20 protein-coding genes are annotated in these 19271 nt (G+C 31.8%); 10 read left to right on the top strand and 10 right to left on the bottom strand.

What is annotated here, in order from left to right; translation table 11 throughout:
• Window positions 1-10 precede the first annotated feature (10 nt).
• From APS56_RS05920 to APS56_RS05875, 10 genes are all read left to right on the top strand, one after another.
• Window positions 11-763, top strand: a complete 753-nt coding sequence (locus APS56_RS05920; protein ID WP_054725962.1) for a DUF6250 domain-containing protein — start codon at window positions 11-13, stop codon at window positions 761-763.
• A gap of 34 nt (window positions 764-797) precedes the next feature.
• Window positions 798-3212: a glycoside hydrolase family 3 N-terminal domain-containing protein gene (locus APS56_RS05915; protein WP_082379262.1), complete on the top strand. Its 2415-nt coding sequence runs from the start codon at window positions 798-800 to the stop codon at window positions 3210-3212.
• Between the two features lie 48 nt (window positions 3213-3260).
• A complete protein-coding gene (locus tag APS56_RS05910) occupies window positions 3261-4724 on the top strand; it encodes a sulfatase (RefSeq protein ID WP_236778468.1) in 1464 nt (487 codons plus the stop codon).
• Window positions 4725-4891: 167 nt separating this feature from the next.
• Window positions 4892-6553 carry a UxaA family hydrolase gene (locus APS56_RS05905; RefSeq protein WP_054725956.1) on the top strand — a complete coding sequence of 554 codons (1662 nt, stop codon included), beginning with the start codon at window positions 4892-4894 and terminating at the stop codon, window positions 6551-6553.
• A 38-nt stretch (window positions 6554-6591) separates the two neighbouring features.
• Window positions 6592-7374, top strand: coding sequence for an SDR family NAD(P)-dependent oxidoreductase (locus APS56_RS05900; protein ID WP_054725944.1), 783 nt, complete (start codon window positions 6592-6594; stop codon window positions 7372-7374).
• A gap of 33 nt (window positions 7375-7407) precedes the next feature.
• The gene (locus tag APS56_RS05895; RefSeq protein ID WP_054725941.1) at window positions 7408-8265 is read left to right on the top strand and encodes a fumarylacetoacetate hydrolase family protein; all 858 of its coding nucleotides are present in this window, start codon (window positions 7408-7410) and stop codon (window positions 8263-8265) included.
• A gap of 2 nt (window positions 8266-8267) precedes the next feature.
• Window positions 8268-9101 (top strand): amidohydrolase family protein, encoded by an 834-nt coding sequence (locus APS56_RS05890; RefSeq protein ID WP_054725938.1) that lies wholly within the window; start codon window positions 8268-8270, stop codon window positions 9099-9101.
• A gap of 8 nt (window positions 9102-9109) precedes the next feature.
• Window positions 9110-9898: an L-fucose dehydrogenase gene (locus APS56_RS05885; protein WP_054725936.1), complete on the top strand. Its 789-nt coding sequence runs from the start codon at window positions 9110-9112 to the stop codon at window positions 9896-9898.
• Between the two features lie 34 nt (window positions 9899-9932).
• The gene (gene fucP / locus APS56_RS05880) at window positions 9933-11264 is read left to right on the top strand and encodes an L-fucose:H+ symporter permease (protein WP_054725932.1); all 1332 of its coding nucleotides are present in this window, start codon (window positions 9933-9935) and stop codon (window positions 11262-11264) included.
• Between the two features lie 6 nt (window positions 11265-11270).
• The gene (locus APS56_RS05875) at window positions 11271-11609 is read left to right on the top strand and encodes an L-rhamnose mutarotase (protein ID WP_054725929.1); all 339 of its coding nucleotides are present in this window, start codon (window positions 11271-11273) and stop codon (window positions 11607-11609) included.
• A gap of 95 nt (window positions 11610-11704) precedes the next feature.
• Here APS56_RS05875 and APS56_RS05870 read toward each other — a convergent pair whose 3' ends face one another.
• The 10 genes from APS56_RS05870 to APS56_RS05825 form a co-directional block, all read right to left on the bottom strand.
• Window positions 11705-12382, bottom strand: a complete 678-nt coding sequence (locus tag APS56_RS05870) for an SCO family protein (RefSeq protein WP_054725926.1) — start codon at window positions 12380-12382, stop codon at window positions 11705-11707.
• Window positions 12383-12389: 7 nt separating this feature from the next.
• The gene (locus APS56_RS05865; RefSeq protein ID WP_054725923.1) at window positions 12390-12992 is read right to left on the bottom strand and encodes a toxin-antitoxin system YwqK family antitoxin; all 603 of its coding nucleotides are present in this window, start codon (window positions 12990-12992) and stop codon (window positions 12390-12392) included.
• A 2-nt stretch (window positions 12993-12994) separates the two neighbouring features.
• Window positions 12995-13762 (bottom strand): YHYH protein, encoded by a 768-nt coding sequence (locus APS56_RS05860; protein WP_054725920.1) that lies wholly within the window; start codon window positions 13760-13762, stop codon window positions 12995-12997.
• Between the two features lie 229 nt (window positions 13763-13991).
• Window positions 13992-15134, bottom strand: a complete 1143-nt coding sequence (locus APS56_RS05855) for a YHYH protein (protein WP_054725916.1) — start codon at window positions 15132-15134, stop codon at window positions 13992-13994.
• 25 nt (window positions 15135-15159) lie between these two features.
• Window positions 15160-15669, bottom strand: coding sequence for an EF-hand domain-containing protein (locus APS56_RS05850; protein WP_054725913.1), 510 nt, complete (start codon window positions 15667-15669; stop codon window positions 15160-15162).
• A 156-nt stretch (window positions 15670-15825) separates the two neighbouring features.
• Window positions 15826-17250 (bottom strand): CotH kinase family protein, encoded by a 1425-nt coding sequence (locus APS56_RS05845; protein WP_054725910.1) that lies wholly within the window; start codon window positions 17248-17250, stop codon window positions 15826-15828.
• Between the two features lie 29 nt (window positions 17251-17279).
• Entirely contained in the window at window positions 17280-17570 is a 291-nt protein-coding gene (locus APS56_RS05840) for an EF-hand domain-containing protein (protein WP_054725908.1), read from the bottom strand.
• A 118-nt stretch (window positions 17571-17688) separates the two neighbouring features.
• Window positions 17689-18222 (bottom strand): hypothetical protein, encoded by a 534-nt coding sequence (locus APS56_RS05835; protein WP_054725905.1) that lies wholly within the window; start codon window positions 18220-18222, stop codon window positions 17689-17691.
• Window positions 18223-18227: 5 nt separating this feature from the next.
• Window positions 18228-18539, bottom strand: coding sequence for a hypothetical protein (locus APS56_RS05830; RefSeq protein ID WP_054725902.1), 312 nt, complete (start codon window positions 18537-18539; stop codon window positions 18228-18230).
• 47 nt (window positions 18540-18586) lie between these two features.
• Window positions 18587-19165 carry an RNA polymerase sigma factor gene (locus tag APS56_RS05825; RefSeq protein WP_054725899.1) on the bottom strand — a complete coding sequence of 193 codons (579 nt, stop codon included), beginning with the start codon at window positions 19163-19165 and terminating at the stop codon, window positions 18587-18589.
• Between the last annotated feature and the right edge of the window lie 106 nt (window positions 19166-19271).

Below are 19271 nucleotides of genomic sequence, written 5' to 3'. Positions count from 1 at the left end.
CTTATTAGAAATGAAAAAAACACTTTTTTGTAAAACTAAACGTATTGTATTCTCTTTTTTTGTTTTAGTTATTATGCTCACAGGCTGTGCACAAGAGGTAAAAGAAGTGAGTATAAAGGATGATTTAATTGTAGAAGGCAAATTGATATATGAGAATAATTTTGATAATGATTTAGCCGATTGGAAAGTTGAGCAAATGCCAAAAGGAACTGTTGAAATTAATGACGGCAAAATGGAAATCACCGATGTTTCTGGTTGTACTGTGTGGTTAACAAAAGAATTTAAAGGCCCCATCATGATTGAATATGATGTAAATATAATTGATAAAGGAGGTCCTCAAGACCGTGTTTCTGATTTAAATTGTTTTTGGATGGCAACAGATCCAAAAAATCCAACAAATTTGTTTGCAGATTCTAAAAAAAGAGGCGGAAAATTTTCAAATTATGATACACTTCAATTGTATTATATGGGGGTTGGAGGCAATTTTAATAAAACAACGCGATTTAGAAGGTATGTAGGCAATGGAGAAAGACCCTTATTGCCAGAGCACGATTTATCAGATTCTAAATATATGTTAGAGTCCAATAAAAATTATCATATAAAAATAATAGCTTACAATGATATTATACAATATTATAGAGATAATCAATTATTAGTGAATTTTTTGGATGAAGCTCCGTACACATCAGGGTATTTTGGTCTTAGAACGGTTAATAATCATATGACAGTTGATAATTTTAAGGTGTATCAATTATCAAATTAAGACTCAATTTTAAACTAGTATCAGCATAAAAAGTATGAAGCAGTATAGAATAATTGCCTTATTAGTGATGTCCTTTTTTTTTATAGGAATGGATGTTGATAAGAAATCAATTTACCATAAAGGCTGGATTGATTTTAATAAAAATGGTGTGAAAGATGTGTTTGAAGATTCGGAAGCTTCATTGGAGTCTCGAGTAGCAAACCTTATTTCATTAATGAATGTTAATGAAAAAACGTGTCAACTAACAACATTATACGGCTTTGCACGAGTTTTAGAAGATGAATTGCCAACAGTTGAATGGAAAAATCGTGTTTGGAAAGATGGTATTGCAAATATTGACGAACATTTAAATACCATTTGGAATCAAGAAAAAACACATACTAAATATGCGTACCCATACAGTACCCATGCAGAAACTATTAATAGCGTTCAAAAATGGTTTGTTGAAGAAACGAGGTTAGGTATTCCTGTAGATTTTACAAATGAAGGTGTTCATGGTTTATGCCATGAAAAAGCAACACCACTTCCTGCCCCCATCGGTATTGGAAGTACGTGGAATAAAGAACTTGTTAGAAAAGCTGGAGAAATTGTTGGAAGAGAAGCAAAAGCATTAGGATATACCAATATTTACGCACCTATTTTAGATGTAGCGCGTGATCAACGTTGGGGGCGTGTTTTAGAATGTTATGGTGAAGATCCTTATCATATTGCCGAATTGGGAAAACAAATGACTTTAGGTATCCAATCACAAGGTGTTGCATCAACTTTAAAACATTTTGCAGTTTATAGTATTCCTAAAGGTGCTCGTGATGGGGAAGCAAGAACCGATTCACATGTAGCACCACGCGAGATGTTTCAATTGCATTTGTACCCTTTTCAACGTGTTATAAAAGAAGCTGCTCCTATGGGAATTATGAGTAGCTATAATGATTATGATGGTGTTCCAATTACAGCAAGTCGTTATTTTTTAACCGATTTACTTCGCGAAAAATATGGTTTTAATGGGTATGTTGTGTCTGATAGTGAAGCGGTAGAATATGTTTCTGAAAAACATAGAGTTGCAGCAGATTATAAAGAGGCAGTACGACAAGTTATTGAAGCAGGTTTAAATGTAAGAACTACTTTTAGAACACCAGAATCTTTTATAGAACCTTTACGGGAGTTGATTAGTGAGGGGAAAATTTCAATGAAAACTATAGATTCTAGGGTTGCTGATGTGTTACGTGTGAAATTTAGATTAGGATTATTTGATAGTCCGTATGTTGAATATCCAAAAGCTGCTGATAAATTAGTGCACACTGCTGAAAATGAAGCATTTTCAAAACAAATCAACCGCGAATCATTAGTGCTTCTTAAAAATGAGAATAACTTACTGCCGTTAGATATAAATAAGTTAGATAATATATTGATAACTGGACCTTTAGCTAAAGAGCTGAATTTTACTTTTAGTAGATATGGCCCAGCATTTAACCCGTCAGTTTCGGTGTATGAAGGCATTAAAAATTATGTTGGTCGTGATGTAAAAGTTGCTTACGAAAAAGGTTGTGATGTTGTAGATCCTGATTGGCCAGGTAGTGAAATTATTCCAACAGAGTTATCGGCAAAGGAACAAGCTGATATAGAAGCGGCCGTAGAAAAAGCAAAGCAATCAGACATTATTATTGCTGTTGTTGGTGAAGACGAATTACGTGTTGGTGAAACAAAATCACGAACCAGTCTTAATCTACCAGGACGCCAATTTCAATTAGTGCAAGCATTATATGCTACAGGAAAGCCAGTTGTTTTAGTATTAATAAACGGTCAGCCGTTAACTATAAATTGGGAAAATAAATTTATACCTGCTATTTTGGAGGCATGGTTTCCAAGTACAGCTGCGGGTGAGGTGATTGCAGAAACATTGTTTGGAGATTATAACCCAGGAGGTAAATTATCCATTACGTTTCCTAAAACAGTTGGGCAAATTCAATTGAATTTTCCTTATAAGCCGGGATCGCATGCCGGGCAACCAGGAGAAGGTCCTAATGGTTATGGTAATACACGTGTTTTAGGGCCTTTATATCCTTTTGGTTATGGATTGAGTTATACAACTTTTGAATATAGTGATTTGGTGGTAACTCCAGATTTATTAAATGCTCAAGCTGATGTTAATGTATCATTTAAGGTAAAGAATACTGGAAAAATGGCGGGTGATGAGGTTGTTCAAATGTACATTAAAGATGTAGTCAGCAGTGTAACTACTTATGAATCTATTTTACGAGGTTTTGATCGCTTACATTTAAAACCAAATGAAACGAAAACTATTAATTTTACGTTACATCCTGATGACTTAGCCATTTTGGATAAGGATATGAACTGGACAGTAGAGCCAGGGACTTTTGATGTCATGATAGGAAGTTCATCAATAGATATAAAATTAAAAGACAGCTTTGAAGTTAAAGCGGTTAATTAATCGTTTATATATTTTTTTGGTAAACATATAAATACGTATTTTAGTTTGATGAAGAATGTTTTATTTGTTTTTATAATGAGTTTGGTGTTTTCTTATAAAACAAAGTCGCAGACTCCAAATATTTTATTTATTGCCGTAGATGATCTTAGTACCAATCTTGGAGTTTACGGAAATAACATTGTACAATCGCCAAACTTAGATAAATTAGCATCTGAGGGTACTGCATTTGCAAATCATTTTGTGCAAATTCCTACATGTGGAGCCTCAAGAGCATCTATGTTAACGGGATTAAGACCAAAAAATCGTGCACAACTTAAGAACAACATTTTAGAGCTTGTAGCAACTACAAAAAAAGAAGAAGAGACTCCTGAATCTTTTATACATCACTTAAGAAGACATGGCTATTATACAGTAGGTATTGGTAAAATCAGCCATTCTGCAGATGGCTTGGTGTATGGTTATAATGACAAACCTTCAGAAACGTTTGAATTGCCTTTTAGTTGGGATGAGTTTCTTTTTGATAGTGGAAAATGGAAAACAGGTTGGAATGCTTTTTTTGCTTATGCGAATGGAGAAAACCGACAGAGTATGAAAAATCAGGTAAAACCCTACGAAGCTGGCAATGTTGGTGATGAAGGGTATCCAGATGGTTTAACTGCAAAATTAGCTTTATCTTCACTTAAAAAACTAAAAGACAGTTCAGAACCATTTTTTTTAGGAGTTGGTTTTTTTAAACCTCATTTACCTTTTAATGCTCCAAAAAAATACTGGGATCTTTATGATAGAGGTTCTATCTTAATTTCTGAAAATCCAAGTATTCCAAAACATGTTAATTTAAAGAGTTTACATGATAGTGGAGAATTCAATAGTTATAAATTAACAGATGAAATTCCTAATTTAGAGAATCAAATATCTGATGATTATGCTAAAAAGTTAACCCATGCTTATTATGCAAGCATCAGTTATGTAGACTATCAAATTGGTTTGGTATTAAATGAGCTTAAGGCTCTAGGGTTAGATAAAAATACTATTGTGGTTATTTGGGGCGATCATGGGTGGCATTTAGGACATCAACAAATTTGGGGGAAACATTCTTTATTTGAAAATGCGTTAAAAAGCACGTTAATTATAAAAAATCCAAAGGCCAAAACTTCAGGAAATGTTCTGGATAATGTGGTAGAAACAGTTGATTTATATCCTACTTTAATGAAACTTGCAAACATTGAGATACCATATGATTTAGATGGGGAAAGTTTAGACGGTTTGTTGAATAGTGAAGAAGTGAAACACACTAATACAGCCTACAGTTATTTTAAAGATGGAATTTCGCTTCGCACCGAAAGATATCGTTTAACAAAGTACTTTAGAGTGGAGGAACCTAATATTGAATTATATGATCATTTGAAAGATCCAAATGAAACTATTAACATAGCTCAAAAGAAAAAAGATATAGTAACTAAATTAATGCCTCTTTTAGAAAAAGGTAATACAGGATTGTATCAAACACAATAGTAAGTAATAAGTTTGATATAAAAAGCTGTAATGTAGATTAAAATAAATATATTTAATAGTTTCATTTTGAAATTCAAAGCAAAAAAAGTATTATTTATAGTTATATATTAGGAAGACTCCATGATTCATTTGTGTTAGTATTGCAATCAATATAAATATAAAATTTAATGAGCGTACATCAAAAAGTATTGAAAATCCATTCGAAGGATAATGTTATTGTTGCCCTTACTGATTTAAAGAAAGGAGAGCAAATAGTTCATGAAAATCAAGTATATGAAATTCAGAATGATATTTTAGCTAAACATAAATTTATAACAGAATCTTTAAACGAGGGAGATTCTGTATATATGTTTGGTGTTTTGGTGGGTAAAGCAAAAAAAACAATTGCTAAGGGAGATTTAATAAGTACTACGAATTTAATTCATGATACAGAAGCCTATGGCGTAAATGATTCGGATAAACAAGAAGTATGGGAAGCTCCAGATATTTCTAAATTTGTAAATAAAACTTTTGAAGGCTATCATAGAGCTGATGGAAAAGTAGGGACAGAAAATAATTGGTTGGTTATTCCTTTGGTGTTTTGTCAAAATAGAAATGTTGAGGTATTAAAACAAGCTCTAATTGAAAAATTAGGCTATGGAAAAAAACAACACTTAGGTTTAGATGTTGATGGTTTAATTAACGACTATACTTCTGGGGTTTCAACAGAAGCTATTTTAGAAAAAAATATATTAACTGATGGAGAAGACCATTCTAAAAATCCATTGTTTCCAAACGTTGATGGTGTTAAATTCTTAACCCATGATGGAGGCTGTGGTGGCGCAACTTCAGATTCTATAGCATTATGCAATTTATTGGCAGGTTATATAAATAACCCAAATGTAGCAGGTGCTACTGTTTTAAGTTTAGGGTGTCAACATGCTCAAGCAAGTATTTTACAAGATGCACTTTTAAAAATGTCACCTAACATTCAAAAACCTGTTTACATTTTAGAACAGCAAAAAAGTATTTCAGAAAAAGAATTATTAGCTGAGGCAGTAAAGAAGACATTTGTTGGTTTAATTGAAGCCAATAAAATTGAACGAAAACCAGCCCCATTATCTAAATTAGTAATTGGATTAGAATGTGGTGGTTCAGACGGATTTTCAGGTATTTCGGCAAACCCTACCTTAGGCTATGTTTCTGATTTAATTGTTGGTTTAGGCGGTGCTACGGTATTGTCAGAATTTCCAGAATTAAATGGTGTTGAGCAAGAGCTTATAAACAGATGTACAAATCCAGAGAAAGCCAGTAAATTTTCTTCAATAATGTCTACATATAATTCCAAGGCAGAAGCTTTAGGAGCTGCATTTTCAATGAATCCTTCACCAGGAAACATTAAAGATGGTTTGATTACCGATGCTATTAAATCTGCAGGTGCAGCCAAAAAAGGAGGAACTTCTCCAGTAGAAGATGTTTTAGATTATACGGAACAAGTTGTAAAACCTGGTTTAAATTTATTGTGTACTCCTGGAAACGATGTGGAATCTACAACAGGTTTGGCAGGTTCAGGATGTAATATTATCTTATTTACTACAGGTTTAGGAACTCCAACAGGAAATCCTATTACTCCTGTGATAAAAGTATCATCCAATACGAAACTATATGAAAAGATGAATGATATTATAGATTTTAATGCAGGAGCAATTATTGAAGGTACTACTTCAATTCCAGAAACAGGAGAAGTTTTGTTGGATTATATTATTGAAGTGGCAAGTGGTAAGCAAACTAAAGCAAGACAATTAAGACAAGATGATTTTATTCCTTGGAAACGTGGTATGTCTTTGTAAATAAATTTCTGAAGAATTTAAAAAATAATAGATTTAAGATGACAAAATTTAGTTTAAAAAATAAAGTAGCCTTAGTAACAGGAGGTGGAAGTGGTATAGGAAAAGCAATTTCTTTAACATTTGCTAAACAAGGTGCAAAAGTTCATATATTAGATTTTAATTTAGAAGCTGCCAATGAAACAGTGGATGAAATTAAAGGTTTTGGAGAGATAGCTGAAGCACATAAATGTGATGTTTCTAATCAAAGTAATGTAAATACCATTGTGGAAGCGATAACTAAAAATGGTCCTATTGATATTCTAATAAACAATGCAGGTATTGCACATGTTGGAAATATAGAAGGAGTAGAAGAAGCTGATTTAGATAGATTATACAACGTAAATATTAAAGGTGTTTATAACTGTATTAAGGCTTGTTTGCCATCTTTAAAGCAAACAGGCAATGGTGTAATTTTAAATATAGCATCAATAGCCTCAACGGTTGGAATTAATGATCGTTTTGCATACTCTATGACTAAAGGAGCCGTTTTAACCATGACATATTCTATAGCAAAAGATTTTATAAAAGATGGAATTCGTTGTAATAGTATTGCGCCAGGTCGTGTTCATACCCCTTTTGTTGATGGTTTTATAAAAAATAACTACCCAGGAAAAGAGGAAGAAATGTTTGAGAAATTATCACAAACACAGCCTATTGGTCGTATGGGCAAACCACAGGAAATGGCTGATTTGGTTTTGTTTTTATGCTCTGATGAAGCAGGATTTATTACAGGTTCAAATTATGCTATAGATGGTGGTTTTGTAACCCTAAATGGAAATTAAAAATAGAATAATAAAAAATTAAATATTATAAAGATGAAATTAATAAGATTTGGAGCAGAAGGAAATGAGCAACCAGGCGTGCAATTAACAGATGGAACGAAATTAGATGTTTCGGCATTTGGTACAGATTATAACGAAGAATTTTTTGGTAATAACGGTATTGAAAAATTAAGTGCTTGGTTAGGAGAAAATCAATCAAGTTGTCCAAAAGTTTCAGATGATGTGCGTTTAGGAGTGCCTTTAACAAGACCTTCTAAAATTGTATGTGTTGGTTTAAATTATGCGCAACATGCTGCTGAAGCAGGTATGGAAGTTCCTAAAGAACCAGTATTATTTTTTAAATCTACTACGGCACTTGTTGGGCCAAATGATGATGTTATCATACCAAAAAACAGTACAAAATCAGATTGGGAAGTAGAATTAGCCATTGTGATTGGAAAAAAAGCATCTTATGTTGAAGAAGCTAATGCTTTTGACCATGTGGCAGGTTATGTTTTGCATAATGACGTTAGTGAACGTGCTTTTCAAATTGAGCGTTCAGGACAATGGTGTAAAGGGAAAGGCTGTGATACATTTGCGCCAGTAGGACCTTTTATTGCAACTAAAGATGAAATTCCAAATCCAAATAATTTAAACTTATGGTTGAAATTAAATGGAAAGATGATGCAAAATAGCTCAACGTCAGATTTTATATTTAATGTACAACACGTTGTTAGCCATATTAGTCAGTTTATGACTTTATTACCTGGTGATATTATTTCTACAGGAACACCATTTGGAGTAGGTTTAGGGTTAACACCACCTTTATATTTAAAAGAAGGTGATGTTATGGAATTAGGTATAGAAGGCTTGGGTGTATCTAGACAAGTTTGTAAAAACTATCAAGGTTAGTAATGAAGATTGATGCTCATCAACATTTTTGGATATATAATCCAGTTAGAGATAGCTGGATTGATGAGTCTATGCAACTTATTAGAAAAGATTTTCTACCAATAGATTTAAAGCCAATATTAGAGGCGAATAGTGTTGACGGTTGTATTGCTGTTCAAGCAGATCAATCTGAAGCAGAAACAGAATTTCTTTTGCAATGCGCTCAGGATAATCCTTTTATTAAAGGTGTTGTAGGTTGGGTAGACTTAAGAGCTGATAATGTTGAAGAGCGGTTAGCATATTTTTCAAAAAACAAAAACTTTAAGGGGGTTAGACATATTGTTCAAGGAGAAACTGACGATGCGTTTATGCTAAGGCCAGAATTTTTGAACGGTATAAGAAAATTAGAGCAGTTTGGTTTAACATATGATATTTTAATTCATCAACATCAATTGAAACAAGCTATTGCTTTGGTTGAAAAGTTTCCCCATCAAAAATTTATTTTAGATCATATTGCTAAACCTAAAATATCAGAAGGTATTGATGCCGAATGGAAAAAAAATATTCAGATATTAGCAGCATATAAAAACGTATCTTGCAAAATATCTGGATTAGTTACTGAAACGAGTAATTTTCAGTGGAATGAATCAATATTTATACCTTTTTTGGACACTATTGTTGAGGCTTTTGGAGTTAAAAGAATAATGTTTGGTTCAGATTGGCCAGTATGTTTACTTGCTGGACAGTATCAAGAAGTTTTGCAGATAATTACAAATTATTTCGGAGGTTTTTCAAAAGAAGATATAGAAAAGGTAATGAGTGAAAATGCCGTGCAGGTGTATAATTTAAATATATAAATTTAAAAATGGATTTACAGTTACAAGATAAAGTAGTAATAGTTACAGGAGGATCAAAGGGTATAGGATTAGGAATTGTTGAATCTTTAATAAGAGAGAATGCTATTCCCGTTATTATTACTAGAAATAAGGCCAGTGTTTCGGAAGTTGTTAAGGAGTTTAAAGCAAATGGTCATGAAGTATTTTATGCATTGGCAGAGCTTACTGATCCAGAACAATGCAAAAACGCTGTAAATGCTGTTGTTGAAAAATACGGTCGCATTGATGGACTTGTTAATAATGCAGGTGCTAATGATGGGGTTGGATTAGAAAGTGGCGATTATGATGGTTTTATGCATTCTTTAAAGCGGAATTTAGTTCATTATTATTTAATGGCTCATTATACGCTGCCTGAGCTAAAGAAAAGCAAAGGAGCCATTGTGAATATTGGTTCTAAAACTGCAGATACTGGTCAAGGAGGTACTTCTGGTTATGCGGCATCAAATGGTGGACGTAATGCTTTAACCAGAGAATGGGCTGTGGAGTTACTACCATATAGTATTCGTGTAAATGCACTAATTGTAGCCGAATGTTATACACCTTTATATGAAAAATGGATTAGTACATTTCCAAATAAAGAAGAAAAGTTGGCAGCAATCACATTAAATATCCCTTTTGAAAATCGTATGACTACAGCAGAGGAAATAGGAGACGCCGTAATATTTTTACTGTCGAGTAAGTCTGGACATACAACAGGTCAATTATTGTATGTAGATGGTGGTTATACACATTTAGACAGATCAATTGAAACACGTTAACACAATTTTTATATATACAACCAACTAAATTAAAATGAAAAACACACCAACAATACAAGTAGTTTCAAAAAAGGTGCTAATGCCATTTATATTAGTAACCTCATTATTTGCCCTTTGGGGATTTGCAAATGCTGTAACAGACCCTATGGTACAGGCTTTTAAAAAAGTTCTTGAGCTTTCTAACTCTGAAGCTGCTTGGGTTCAAATGGCCTTTTATGGCGGTTATTTTTGTATGGCTTTGCCTGCAGCATTATTTATGAGAAAGTTTTCTTATAAAGTTGGTATTTTAATAGGGCTTGGATTATATGCTACAGGAGCACTTTTATTCTATCCTGCGGCTCAGTCTGAAAGTTTTATGTTTTTTTGTATTGGATTGTATGTTTTAACGTTTGGTTTAGCATTTTTAGAAACAGCAGCAAACCCTTATATTTTAGCGATGGGAGCTAAAGAAACTGCTACCCAGCGTTTGAATTTAGCACAAGCATTTAATCCTGTTGGGTTGATTATTGGGCTGATTGTTGCTCAGCAATTTGTTTTAAAGAATTTAAAGTCTGATGATATAGAAGATTTTAGTGCTTTAGATGAAGCTTCAAAAATTTTAATAAAAACAACAGATTTAATGGTGATTCGAAATCCGTATGTGATTTTAGGTTTGGTATTAATAGGGGTATTTGTATTGTTTTTAGTTAGTAAAATGCCTCAGTCTAAAGATGAAGGTGAAATGCCAAGTATAGGAGATACCTTTGCTATTTTAGCAAAAAACAATAAATATGTTTTAGGAGTTGTAGCTCAGATTTTATATGTGGGAGGTCAAATTATGTGCTGGACTTATATTTATCAATATGCTGAAGGCATAGGGGTTGATAGTGTTACAGCAGGCTACTATCAATTAGTAGCTTTTATTTTATTTACAGTGGGGCGGGCTTTTGGAACCTATTTATTACGTTTTTTAAGTTCAGGGAAATTATTGATGTCTTTTGCTTTGGCAACCGTTGCTTCTGCTTTAGGAACGATGTTCATTCAAGGTATTGGCGGATTGTATTGTTTGGTGGCCATTTCATTTTTTATGTCCTTAATGTTTCCAACTATATATGGTATTGCTTTGGGGGATTTAACAGAGGAACAATCAAAAGTTGGGTCTGCAGGTTTAGTAATGGCAATTGTAGGTGGCGCTTTAATGCCTAAACTTCAAGGAATGATTATTGATGTGGGTGGAAATGGTGTAGCAGACACAAAAATAATGGGGGTCTCAGAAGTGAATTTCTCATTCATATTGCCGTTATTATGTTTTTTATATATTGCTTGGTATGGATTTAGAGTGTTTAGAAAACACGAAACAGTAGATGATGTTTTACATAATGCATAAAATATAATGAAAGATTTAAAACGGTATTGTTTGGCTTTAGATTTAGTTGATGACCCAGTTAGTATAGCTGAATATAAAAAACATCATGAAAAAGTTTGGACTGAGATAACAGAAAGTATCAAAAAATCTGGGATTGAAAATGCTGAAATTTATTGCGTTGGTAATCGGCTTTTTATGATTTTAGAAGTTAATGACTCATTTTCTTTCGAAAAGAAAAACAAAATGGATTTAAGTAATCCTAAAGTACAAGAATGGGAAAACTTGATGTGGAATTATCAGCAAGCTTTGCCTATTGCAAAAAAAGGTGAAAAGTGGTTATTGATGGATAAAGTGTTTGAACTTTAGTTTTTTCACCAATAAAATAACTCCATGATATTAATCATGGAGTTGTAAAAAATAAGATTGATTTTATAATAATCAATCAAATCACTCGCTATTAATTAAATATTTGTATTTTCAGCTTTTAAAGCTTTTGTGTCTGTTATTAATTGTGCCATAGAAGCTCTATTTAACCCATTGTAAATTCCTCTAATATGTTTGTTTTTGTCAATCAGCAGAAAATTTTCAGAGTGTAAAAAATCATCCATTTCTTTTGGTTCTCCTAAATCATTTTCAACAAAATAATAGTTCCTTCCAAGGTTGTAAATAGCATCTTTGTCACCAGTCGCTAAGTGCCATTTATTATCTATAACTCCGTGAGTATTGGCATATTCTCTTAAAACAGAAACAGAATCGGTGCTTGGAGTTACAGAATGTGATAAAAATAATATTTCTGGGTCGTTTTTAAATTCTTCTTGTAGTTTAAACATATTATTAGTCATTTGTGGACAGATACCTGGGCATGTTGTGAAAAAGAAATCTGTAATATAGATTTTGTTATTAAATGTATCTTGACTGATGGAGTCAGCAAGCTGATTGATAAACTTAAAATCTGGTATTTTATGAAAGTTTTTTTCTTCCTTACTGCCAGGGGTTAACCAATGTGGTGTAAAAGAAGATTCATTGTAATATGGTAGAAAATCTACCCTACTTGTTTCAGTAGTTTTTATAGTTTCTTTTTTGATTTTTTCTTTACAACCAAGATAGAAAACAAACAATAAAACAAACAAATATCTCATCTCACTTTTATTTTGTTATTACCACTTCGTTTTTTAATTGATAACATAGGTTGGCTTTTTTCATGCCAAAAATACGTCCGTTTTTAGCTTCGTAGTTAACATATATTTTACCATTTCTAAGCCAAGCCTGCTGCATGCCGTTTTCTTTACCGTTTGTGTAGTTCATTAGTTTTGCTAATTGCCCTGAGTCATACCATTTTTTTTCTAAGCCATGTAGTTTGCCATTTGTATAGTTAGCTTCAGATGCTAACGTACCATTTGGCCACCATGCTCTATAACTATTAACCAGTTTGTTTTCCTGGTAATGAGATTCAACTTTAAGTGTGCCATCAGGGAACCATATTCTGGCTACACCTTCTTTTTTTCCATTATAAAACCCCACTTTTTGATTCAGTGAGCCATTGGGGTTATAGGAAACTAAATACCCATTAAATAATTGATTTTTATAATACCAATTCCCTTCATTTCCATTAAGAATTAGTTTATTTTTTTCAACAGTTATATTCGTTATTACTTTAGCTATATTATTAGTGTTGCTTTTTTGTTTTGAAGAAGTTTCACAACTAAAAATTATTAAAAATAAAAAGATATAAAGTAGCTTAAATTTCATAATCAATACCCTTGGTATGGACCTGCAAAAGCAATATAGGATCCTGTTGTAGAATAAATTTCATTAATGATATGATAGTGGTATTGTTCTTCCCCATCTGTATATTGAGTTGCGCTAATGTGCCCACCAGACGCATCTAAATCTGTAGGGTAAGAGTTGGTTGCATAGCATTTTCTCCCATATAAAAATACTCCATCTAATAAAATGCCTATTAGTTTGTCATCATCGTTAGAGAAAGCTTTAGGTTCTAAATGATAATGATAAACACCAGGGCCAATATGTGCTCCTGTCCAATCTAAACTTGCTGCTGCTTGATTTAAAGGGCCGTTACCTTCAGAGTCATTGAATATGGAAGCGCCACTTACTGCTATTCCTATAGTATTTAACTGTGTAGCAACGGTGTTTCCTGTCAAATCTGGTGTAGCATCTACAGTTATAGTAACAGCATTATTGTTACTACTCATAATAGAAGGAGTAACCTCTACATTAGGTTCATCCAAGTAAAGCGAGCTACTTGTTCCCCAATATACTGTTTTATGATTTGGTAAACCTGTAGTTTCAATAGTAATGGTTTTTCCATTGTTGGATAAATAAGCGTCTACCGCGTCACTATTAAAAGCTGTAAATTCTGATGGCAATTCTGTTAAAGATTCACCTTCTATGTTGTTTTCGGTTGAAGTATCATCCGTGCTACTACATGTTAGAAATGAAAAGTTTATTAATATAATGAGAGCTATTACAGAAATAGGCTTTTTAAATAAGGTTTTCATAGTTTTATTTTAATGTTTTTTATTTTAGATGTCATATGTAATAAAAACTTGTGTTTTAAATTGAAATTATTTTATATGAAATGCTTAGTTCAAAAGATGTGGATTGATTTATTTAAGAAGAAAAATTTAAATTAAAAAATGCTTTTGAATTATTGCTAAAAAAGATGTATTTAAGATTGTGTCATATTAGTATAAATAGGGGGTATTATTATAAATTGTTTCGATCTCCTTATTTTTTTTCTCTTTGTGGTTTTTGCGTATTTGTTTCCTTTATTTTTTCTAATTCTTCTTTAGAAATAAAGCCATCTTTATTTGTATCAATTTTATTAAAGTTTTCACTCAAAGGTCCCCTTGCTTCTGCCTTGCTAATTTTGTTATCTTTATTAGTGTCCATCATTTCTAATAATTCATTAAAACTTGGCCTTTCTCCATCTTCTCGTCTATTTTGTCTTTGTCTAGCTCCATTTTGCCTAATTCCCATACCTCGTTCTTCTTGATGAAATTCCCCCATTAAACATCTGCTAACATAAGGAAAAGAGTTTGTAACAAGATACATGTATTTTCCATCAATGCTAATGCCATTACATTCGTCTAAATCTCCATAGCCTTCTACAAATTCATAATCGGAGGTAAATGTACCATCATGATGATCATTAACCGAAACATCAATTGTTTTTTTAGGGTTTGTATAGGTGCAGTCTTCTCCTTGTCGATTGCTATCGATTAATTTAAAACTTGGTTTATAAGCTTCGCTTTTTGAAAAATAAATAGGAAATCCATCTTTAGCAAAACCAATATGAATTAAATCTTCACCTGCATCTAAATCTTCAATGATAGAAGTAGGGGTGCCATGATAATGATAAGCACCTGTTGGCTGTACATGCGCATGGTTGAAATCAAGCCCCAAATTAATTAAATTTTGAAAGGCTTCTACACGATAGCTTTCTCCAGTATCGCATTCAACAACTTCAGCAGTTCCAGGTTCAAATTTTACACCATTTAAAGCTATTCCAGGCTCTCTTATCCATTGAGGATTGCCTGTGTATTTAGGAGTTAAAGGAAATGAATACGTTTTGTTTTGTGCCGAAATAGTATTTGGATTCCCTATTGTGGGAAAGTCCCCTGTTTCATGATTAGGGAGTGAATTGGTAATCATGATACGTTCGTTTTTAGAAATGGTTACAATTGTTTTAGTGCCAAAAATAGGGTCTTCCATCTTATAGGCTCCAAAATAATCAGTATGTGCGTGAGACACTATATCATTGGATGTATTATTGCTTTTATCTATTTGAGAAACAATGCTTTTGTTACTGTTGCATGCAATAAGAATAGTTACAAATACAACCGTTATTAAGAGGTTTTTTTTTATCATTTTTTATATTATAGAGTTAAATTATTTAGCTTCTTTTCTTTTTTTTCATTTTTTCTTCATTTTGAGAAAAAAATGCTTTTAATTCGTCTAAATCCAGTTCAGAATCTTGATTTGTATCAATACTATTAAAATTTTCTGATAGTAATTTATTGTTTTTAGCGGCTACTTCAAGTTCATTTAATTTTTCATCACCATTATCATCAATTTCTTTGAGTAATTTTTCTGGAGAAACAGCTTTTGGTTTTACATTGTTTAATAACACTTCTAATTCTTCTAAGTCAATTAAGTTATCATCATTGCTATCTATTTCATCAAAATCTTCAGCTATTTTTCCTCTTTTATCATTTGATGCTTCATCTTTATCTATGACATTATCATTGTTTGTGTCTAACATAGCTAAAATTTGTGAGGCATTTGGTTTTTCCCCTCTTTGTTGATTTTGTCCATCTCCTTGTCTGCCTCGAGGAGGTTGAGCATAAGTACCTAAGCATAATACTAAAAGGAAAATGGTTATTATCAATTTAATGTGTTTCATGGTTTTAGTTTTTTTAGTTTTTTAATTATGATATGTTTTTAATGTTTAGATGTTTTTTTTAATAAAAACCTGTGTTTATTTTTTTGATTTAATAATAAAGCTTCGTAAATACATACGAAGCTTTATTCAAAACAGGACTAATTCAAAATAAATACTCTAATTGTTTAAATAATTATTTACGGCTGTTGTTCTGCTATCAACATGTGTTTTGAGTTCTGAGATTGCTAAATAAAATTCGCTACTGCTATTTAAAAAGGAGTAGCCTGAAACTTCAGAGGTAGCATAAGGAGCAATTAAATCTGAGTATGAGGCGTACAGTGACTGCATGGTATTTATTTCAAAGGCTCCATTTATAACGTCTTGAAGGTATGCATCGTATTTAGCTTTGTATACGCTATCATTATATAAATAACCTATTAATGGCCATTGAGAAGCTGAAACATCTGAAAAATCTAACTCTGGAGAGCCATTTATTTTTCCTTCTTGTAATGCTTCATTATTATCCCAGGGAATCCATGTTAATTTATTTGTTGAAGGATTGTTATATAAATAATAATTATGCGTCATGCGTCCATAAGTATCCCAATTTTGAATGACTGTATTTATGGCTAAATATTTTAAGAATACATCCGTATCAAAAATAGCATCAAGATTTGATCTCCAAGTAGCTGCATCGGTTGTTCTAGAAGTATCGTGTAAGGTTGCTAATAAATTTGATACATCTGAAAAATCAGCTTCATCTTCGTTGTTTTTTTTCACATATTCATCCTCATCATAGGTACCATATGCAAAACTTGCAGCATCGCCATCTGGTTTATATAAGTTGCCATCATCACTTGAAAATTGAGTGTCAATAACCGTATCATCAACTTCTTCTACTAATGTGTAGACTCCAAAATATTGAGCACCACTACCATAATCCACATAAACGGTATAAAAAGCCGTATTTGACCCTACCAAACCAGAATTTTTAAAGACATCCATAGCTACTTTTTCTCTGAGCATTGATTTGTCATCATAATTATTTTTAAGACTTAATTTTTTAAACCCATAAAAGCGTTGGTTTTTTATTTGTGGATAATCATCTTCAAATTCATCAAAATCTAATTTAAAAGATAATTTTAATATACCAGCTTGCCAACTTGATTGAAGACTGGAATTGCCTTTAAAACGAACACCAACTCTATACCATTCTTTCCCTTCATAAAATACTTCTGCAGGTACAAAAATGGGGTCTTCATCAGAAAAACTACTACCATTACCTTTAGAGCCAAAGGTTCCATATAGATTAGTCATATTATTTAGCATACTTTGCCAACGTGTATTTGAAATGACAATATCTAATCTTTTGACTGTGTTATTTTCAAATACTTCATCAAAATCTGGGTCAGCGTCGTTACTATGCGTGTCACTCGTCCAATCAGTGGCTTCAAAATCGGTGTCGTCAATTATTATTTCTTCATCTTGGATTGTTTCATTAAAACTGGTACTACTATCACTGCTACAAGCAATGAAACATGCTGAAAATAATATGAAAATAGACGTTTTTATGACTGCCGATATGTTAGTTTTTTTATTCATATTAATAGTTTTTTAGTCGTTTTGCGAACTCAATTTTGTCGCTCTTTTCGTTCTGGTTTAGGGGCTTCTTTCAATTCCTTTTCAGATATAAAGCCGTCTTCATCTTTGTCAATTTTAGAAAAATCTTCTTTTAAAGGACCTTTTACTTCTTCTAAAGAAAGTTTGCCATCTTCATTGCTATCCATTTGCTCTAATAATTCGCTGAATGTTGGTGGTTTTTGTTTGTTGTCTTTGTTTTTAGATTGTCCAAAAGAACTGTTAGAGATTAAAATGGTTATTCCAAAAATTACTAATGCTGTTTTAATTGTGTTACTATTCATTTTTTATATTTTTATAGATTATAATTTTTTAGATGAATATTATCTTTTAAACTTGTGCAGTCTTTTGTTAAATAAAATATAAAAAAAAGCCTCTTATTTAGTTAAGAGGCTTTTTTAATTAATGCTGTGGGGGTAAAATACCATGGTCGTTTCTATTTGGTGGCGGACTATTTCTTTCTCCTTCGTTAAAAGGAGGTGGTCTGCGGTTTCTTTCGTTATCATTGCGAAGCGCATTATTTATTATTTCTTTGAATTTATTTTTTTGTGTGTCATTACATAGCTCATGAATACTTTTAAAATGATAAAATACCTCAGTTTCTAATTCAGTTTCTTTTTGACCAATTAGTTTTGTTAAAGAATCAATAACTTTTTTGCTATTAGAAGTATCAAAAATTTTACTATACAAAAGGTCTTTTAATTCTTTTCTATTAAAGTCAATACGCCTCATGTTTTGACGATGTTCTTTATTTATATTTTCTAATGTTTCTAATTGTGAATCATCAAATTTTAGTTGTTTAATAATAAAACTCATTGGATCTTTATTACCTTTTTCTTTATTGATTCCTGGTTTTCCCATATAATTATATAAGAAAAAACCATTAACAATAATAAGAAAGGAAAGTAAAATATATAATAGTATATTTTTTTTCATATTATTTAATTTAAATAGGAAGTTTCATAGTTGGTTGATAGCCCATAAGTTTCGGAAAATGTATTCATGTTTTCTTCATATGAAGAAGATTTCATTTGAGTAAATGCTATGACGTTTAAAATAACAACACATACTAAAGTTGCAAGTTGTAATTTTGGAGTAAACCAGTTCCAGTTAGAGTTTGTCTTTTCTTTTTCGGAAAATAATCGTTGCATTGTCTTATCCTTAAAAAAAGGAGACACGTTAACAGGTTCAATAGCATTTACAGCTTCTAAAGTGCTATTAATTTTATTTTCTATGTTTTTATTTGTGTCCATTCTAATGTATTATATTTTTTAGATGCAATAATTAATAAAAACTTGCGTTACTTTTCGCTTTTATAAAAGTTTTCTAAAGCTTTTTGTAAATTTTTTTTAGCTCGAAACATTAAGGATTCTACTGATGATAAACTTTTTTCTGTAATATCGCAAATTTCTAGGTTACTCATACCCTCTACTTTACTAAGTGTGAAAACAATTTTTTGAGCTTCAGGCAATTGGTTTATAGCTTTAAAAAGTGTTTCGCTTTTTTCTTTATTTTCTAATAAAATACCAGGGTGGTTTATTTCTGTAAAATATTTAGTTTTATCAGTAGGAATTTCATTTCCCATAATAGATTGTAAAAAAGCAAAGCGTTTTTTAGTATTCCTTTTTCTAATAAACTCTAAGCATTTATTTGTGGTAATTCGATAAATCCAAGTTGATAGCTTAGAGTCTCCTTTAAATTTATTAATTGAATTAAAAACCTCCACAAATACTTCTTGCGCGATATCTTCGGCATCTTCTTTATTGGGTACAAATGATATACAAGTAGCAAATACCTTTTGTTGAAAGTTGTCAATTAGTTTTCCGTAAGCAAAATGTTTGCCTGCTTTTAAATCGTTAATAAAATTCTGGTCCTCCAAAAGATGTTAATTATGGTGACCAAATTAAATAAAATTTTTTAAGGATAATTTAGATTAGCTTATTGATGTTACATTTTTATTTTGAATATGTCTTTTTAAATTAGTA

This window comes from Pseudalgibacter alginicilyticus, from assembly GCF_001310225.1.
GTDB lineage: Bacteria > Bacteroidota > Bacteroidia > Flavobacteriales > Flavobacteriaceae > Pseudalgibacter > Pseudalgibacter alginicilyticus.
Note: the sequence above shows the minus strand (reverse complement) of the source record. Positions and strands in the feature narration are given on the sequence as shown.

Excerpts from the sequence above, each read along its gene's own strand:
- APS56_RS05920 (WP_054725962.1), top strand. The coding sequence starts at position 11 with ATGAAAAAAACACTTTTTTGTAAAACTAAACGTATTGTATTCTCTTTT.
- APS56_RS05915 (WP_082379262.1), top strand. The coding sequence starts at position 798 with ATGAAGCAGTATAGAATAATTGCCTTATTAGTGATGTCCTTTTTTTTT.
- APS56_RS05910 (WP_236778468.1), top strand. The coding sequence starts at position 3,261 with ATGAAGAATGTTTTATTTGTTTTTATAATGAGTTTGGTGTTTTCTTAT.
- APS56_RS05905 (WP_054725956.1), top strand. The coding sequence starts at position 4,892 with ATGAGCGTACATCAAAAAGTATTGAAAATCCATTCGAAGGATAATGTT.
- APS56_RS05900 (WP_054725944.1), top strand. The coding sequence starts at position 6,592 with ATGACAAAATTTAGTTTAAAAAATAAAGTAGCCTTAGTAACAGGAGGT.
- APS56_RS05895 (WP_054725941.1), top strand. The coding sequence starts at position 7,408 with ATGAAATTAATAAGATTTGGAGCAGAAGGAAATGAGCAACCAGGCGTG.
- APS56_RS05890 (WP_054725938.1), top strand. The coding sequence starts at position 8,268 with ATGAAGATTGATGCTCATCAACATTTTTGGATATATAATCCAGTTAGA.
- APS56_RS05885 (WP_054725936.1), top strand. The coding sequence starts at position 9,110 with ATGGATTTACAGTTACAAGATAAAGTAGTAATAGTTACAGGAGGATCA.
- fucP (WP_054725932.1), top strand. The coding sequence starts at position 9,933 with ATGAAAAACACACCAACAATACAAGTAGTTTCAAAAAAGGTGCTAATG.
- APS56_RS05875 (WP_054725929.1), top strand. The coding sequence starts at position 11,271 with ATGAAAGATTTAAAACGGTATTGTTTGGCTTTAGATTTAGTTGATGAC.
- APS56_RS05870 (WP_054725926.1), bottom strand. The coding sequence starts at position 12,382 with ATGAGATATTTGTTTGTTTTATTGTTTGTTTTCTATCTTGGTTGTAAA.
- APS56_RS05865 (WP_054725923.1), bottom strand. The coding sequence starts at position 12,992 with ATGAAATTTAAGCTACTTTATATCTTTTTATTTTTAATAATTTTTAGT.
- APS56_RS05860 (WP_054725920.1), bottom strand. The coding sequence starts at position 13,762 with ATGAAAACCTTATTTAAAAAGCCTATTTCTGTAATAGCTCTCATTATA.
- APS56_RS05855 (WP_054725916.1), bottom strand. The coding sequence starts at position 15,134 with ATGATAAAAAAAAACCTCTTAATAACGGTTGTATTTGTAACTATTCTT.
- APS56_RS05850 (WP_054725913.1), bottom strand. The coding sequence starts at position 15,669 with ATGAAACACATTAAATTGATAATAACCATTTTCCTTTTAGTATTATGC.
- APS56_RS05845 (WP_054725910.1), bottom strand. The coding sequence starts at position 17,250 with ATGAATAAAAAAACTAACATATCGGCAGTCATAAAAACGTCTATTTTC.
- APS56_RS05840 (WP_054725908.1), bottom strand. The coding sequence starts at position 17,570 with ATGAATAGTAACACAATTAAAACAGCATTAGTAATTTTTGGAATAACC.
- APS56_RS05835 (WP_054725905.1), bottom strand. The coding sequence starts at position 18,222 with ATGAAAAAAAATATACTATTATATATTTTACTTTCCTTTCTTATTATT.
- APS56_RS05830 (WP_054725902.1), bottom strand. The coding sequence starts at position 18,539 with ATGGACACAAATAAAAACATAGAAAATAAAATTAATAGCACTTTAGAA.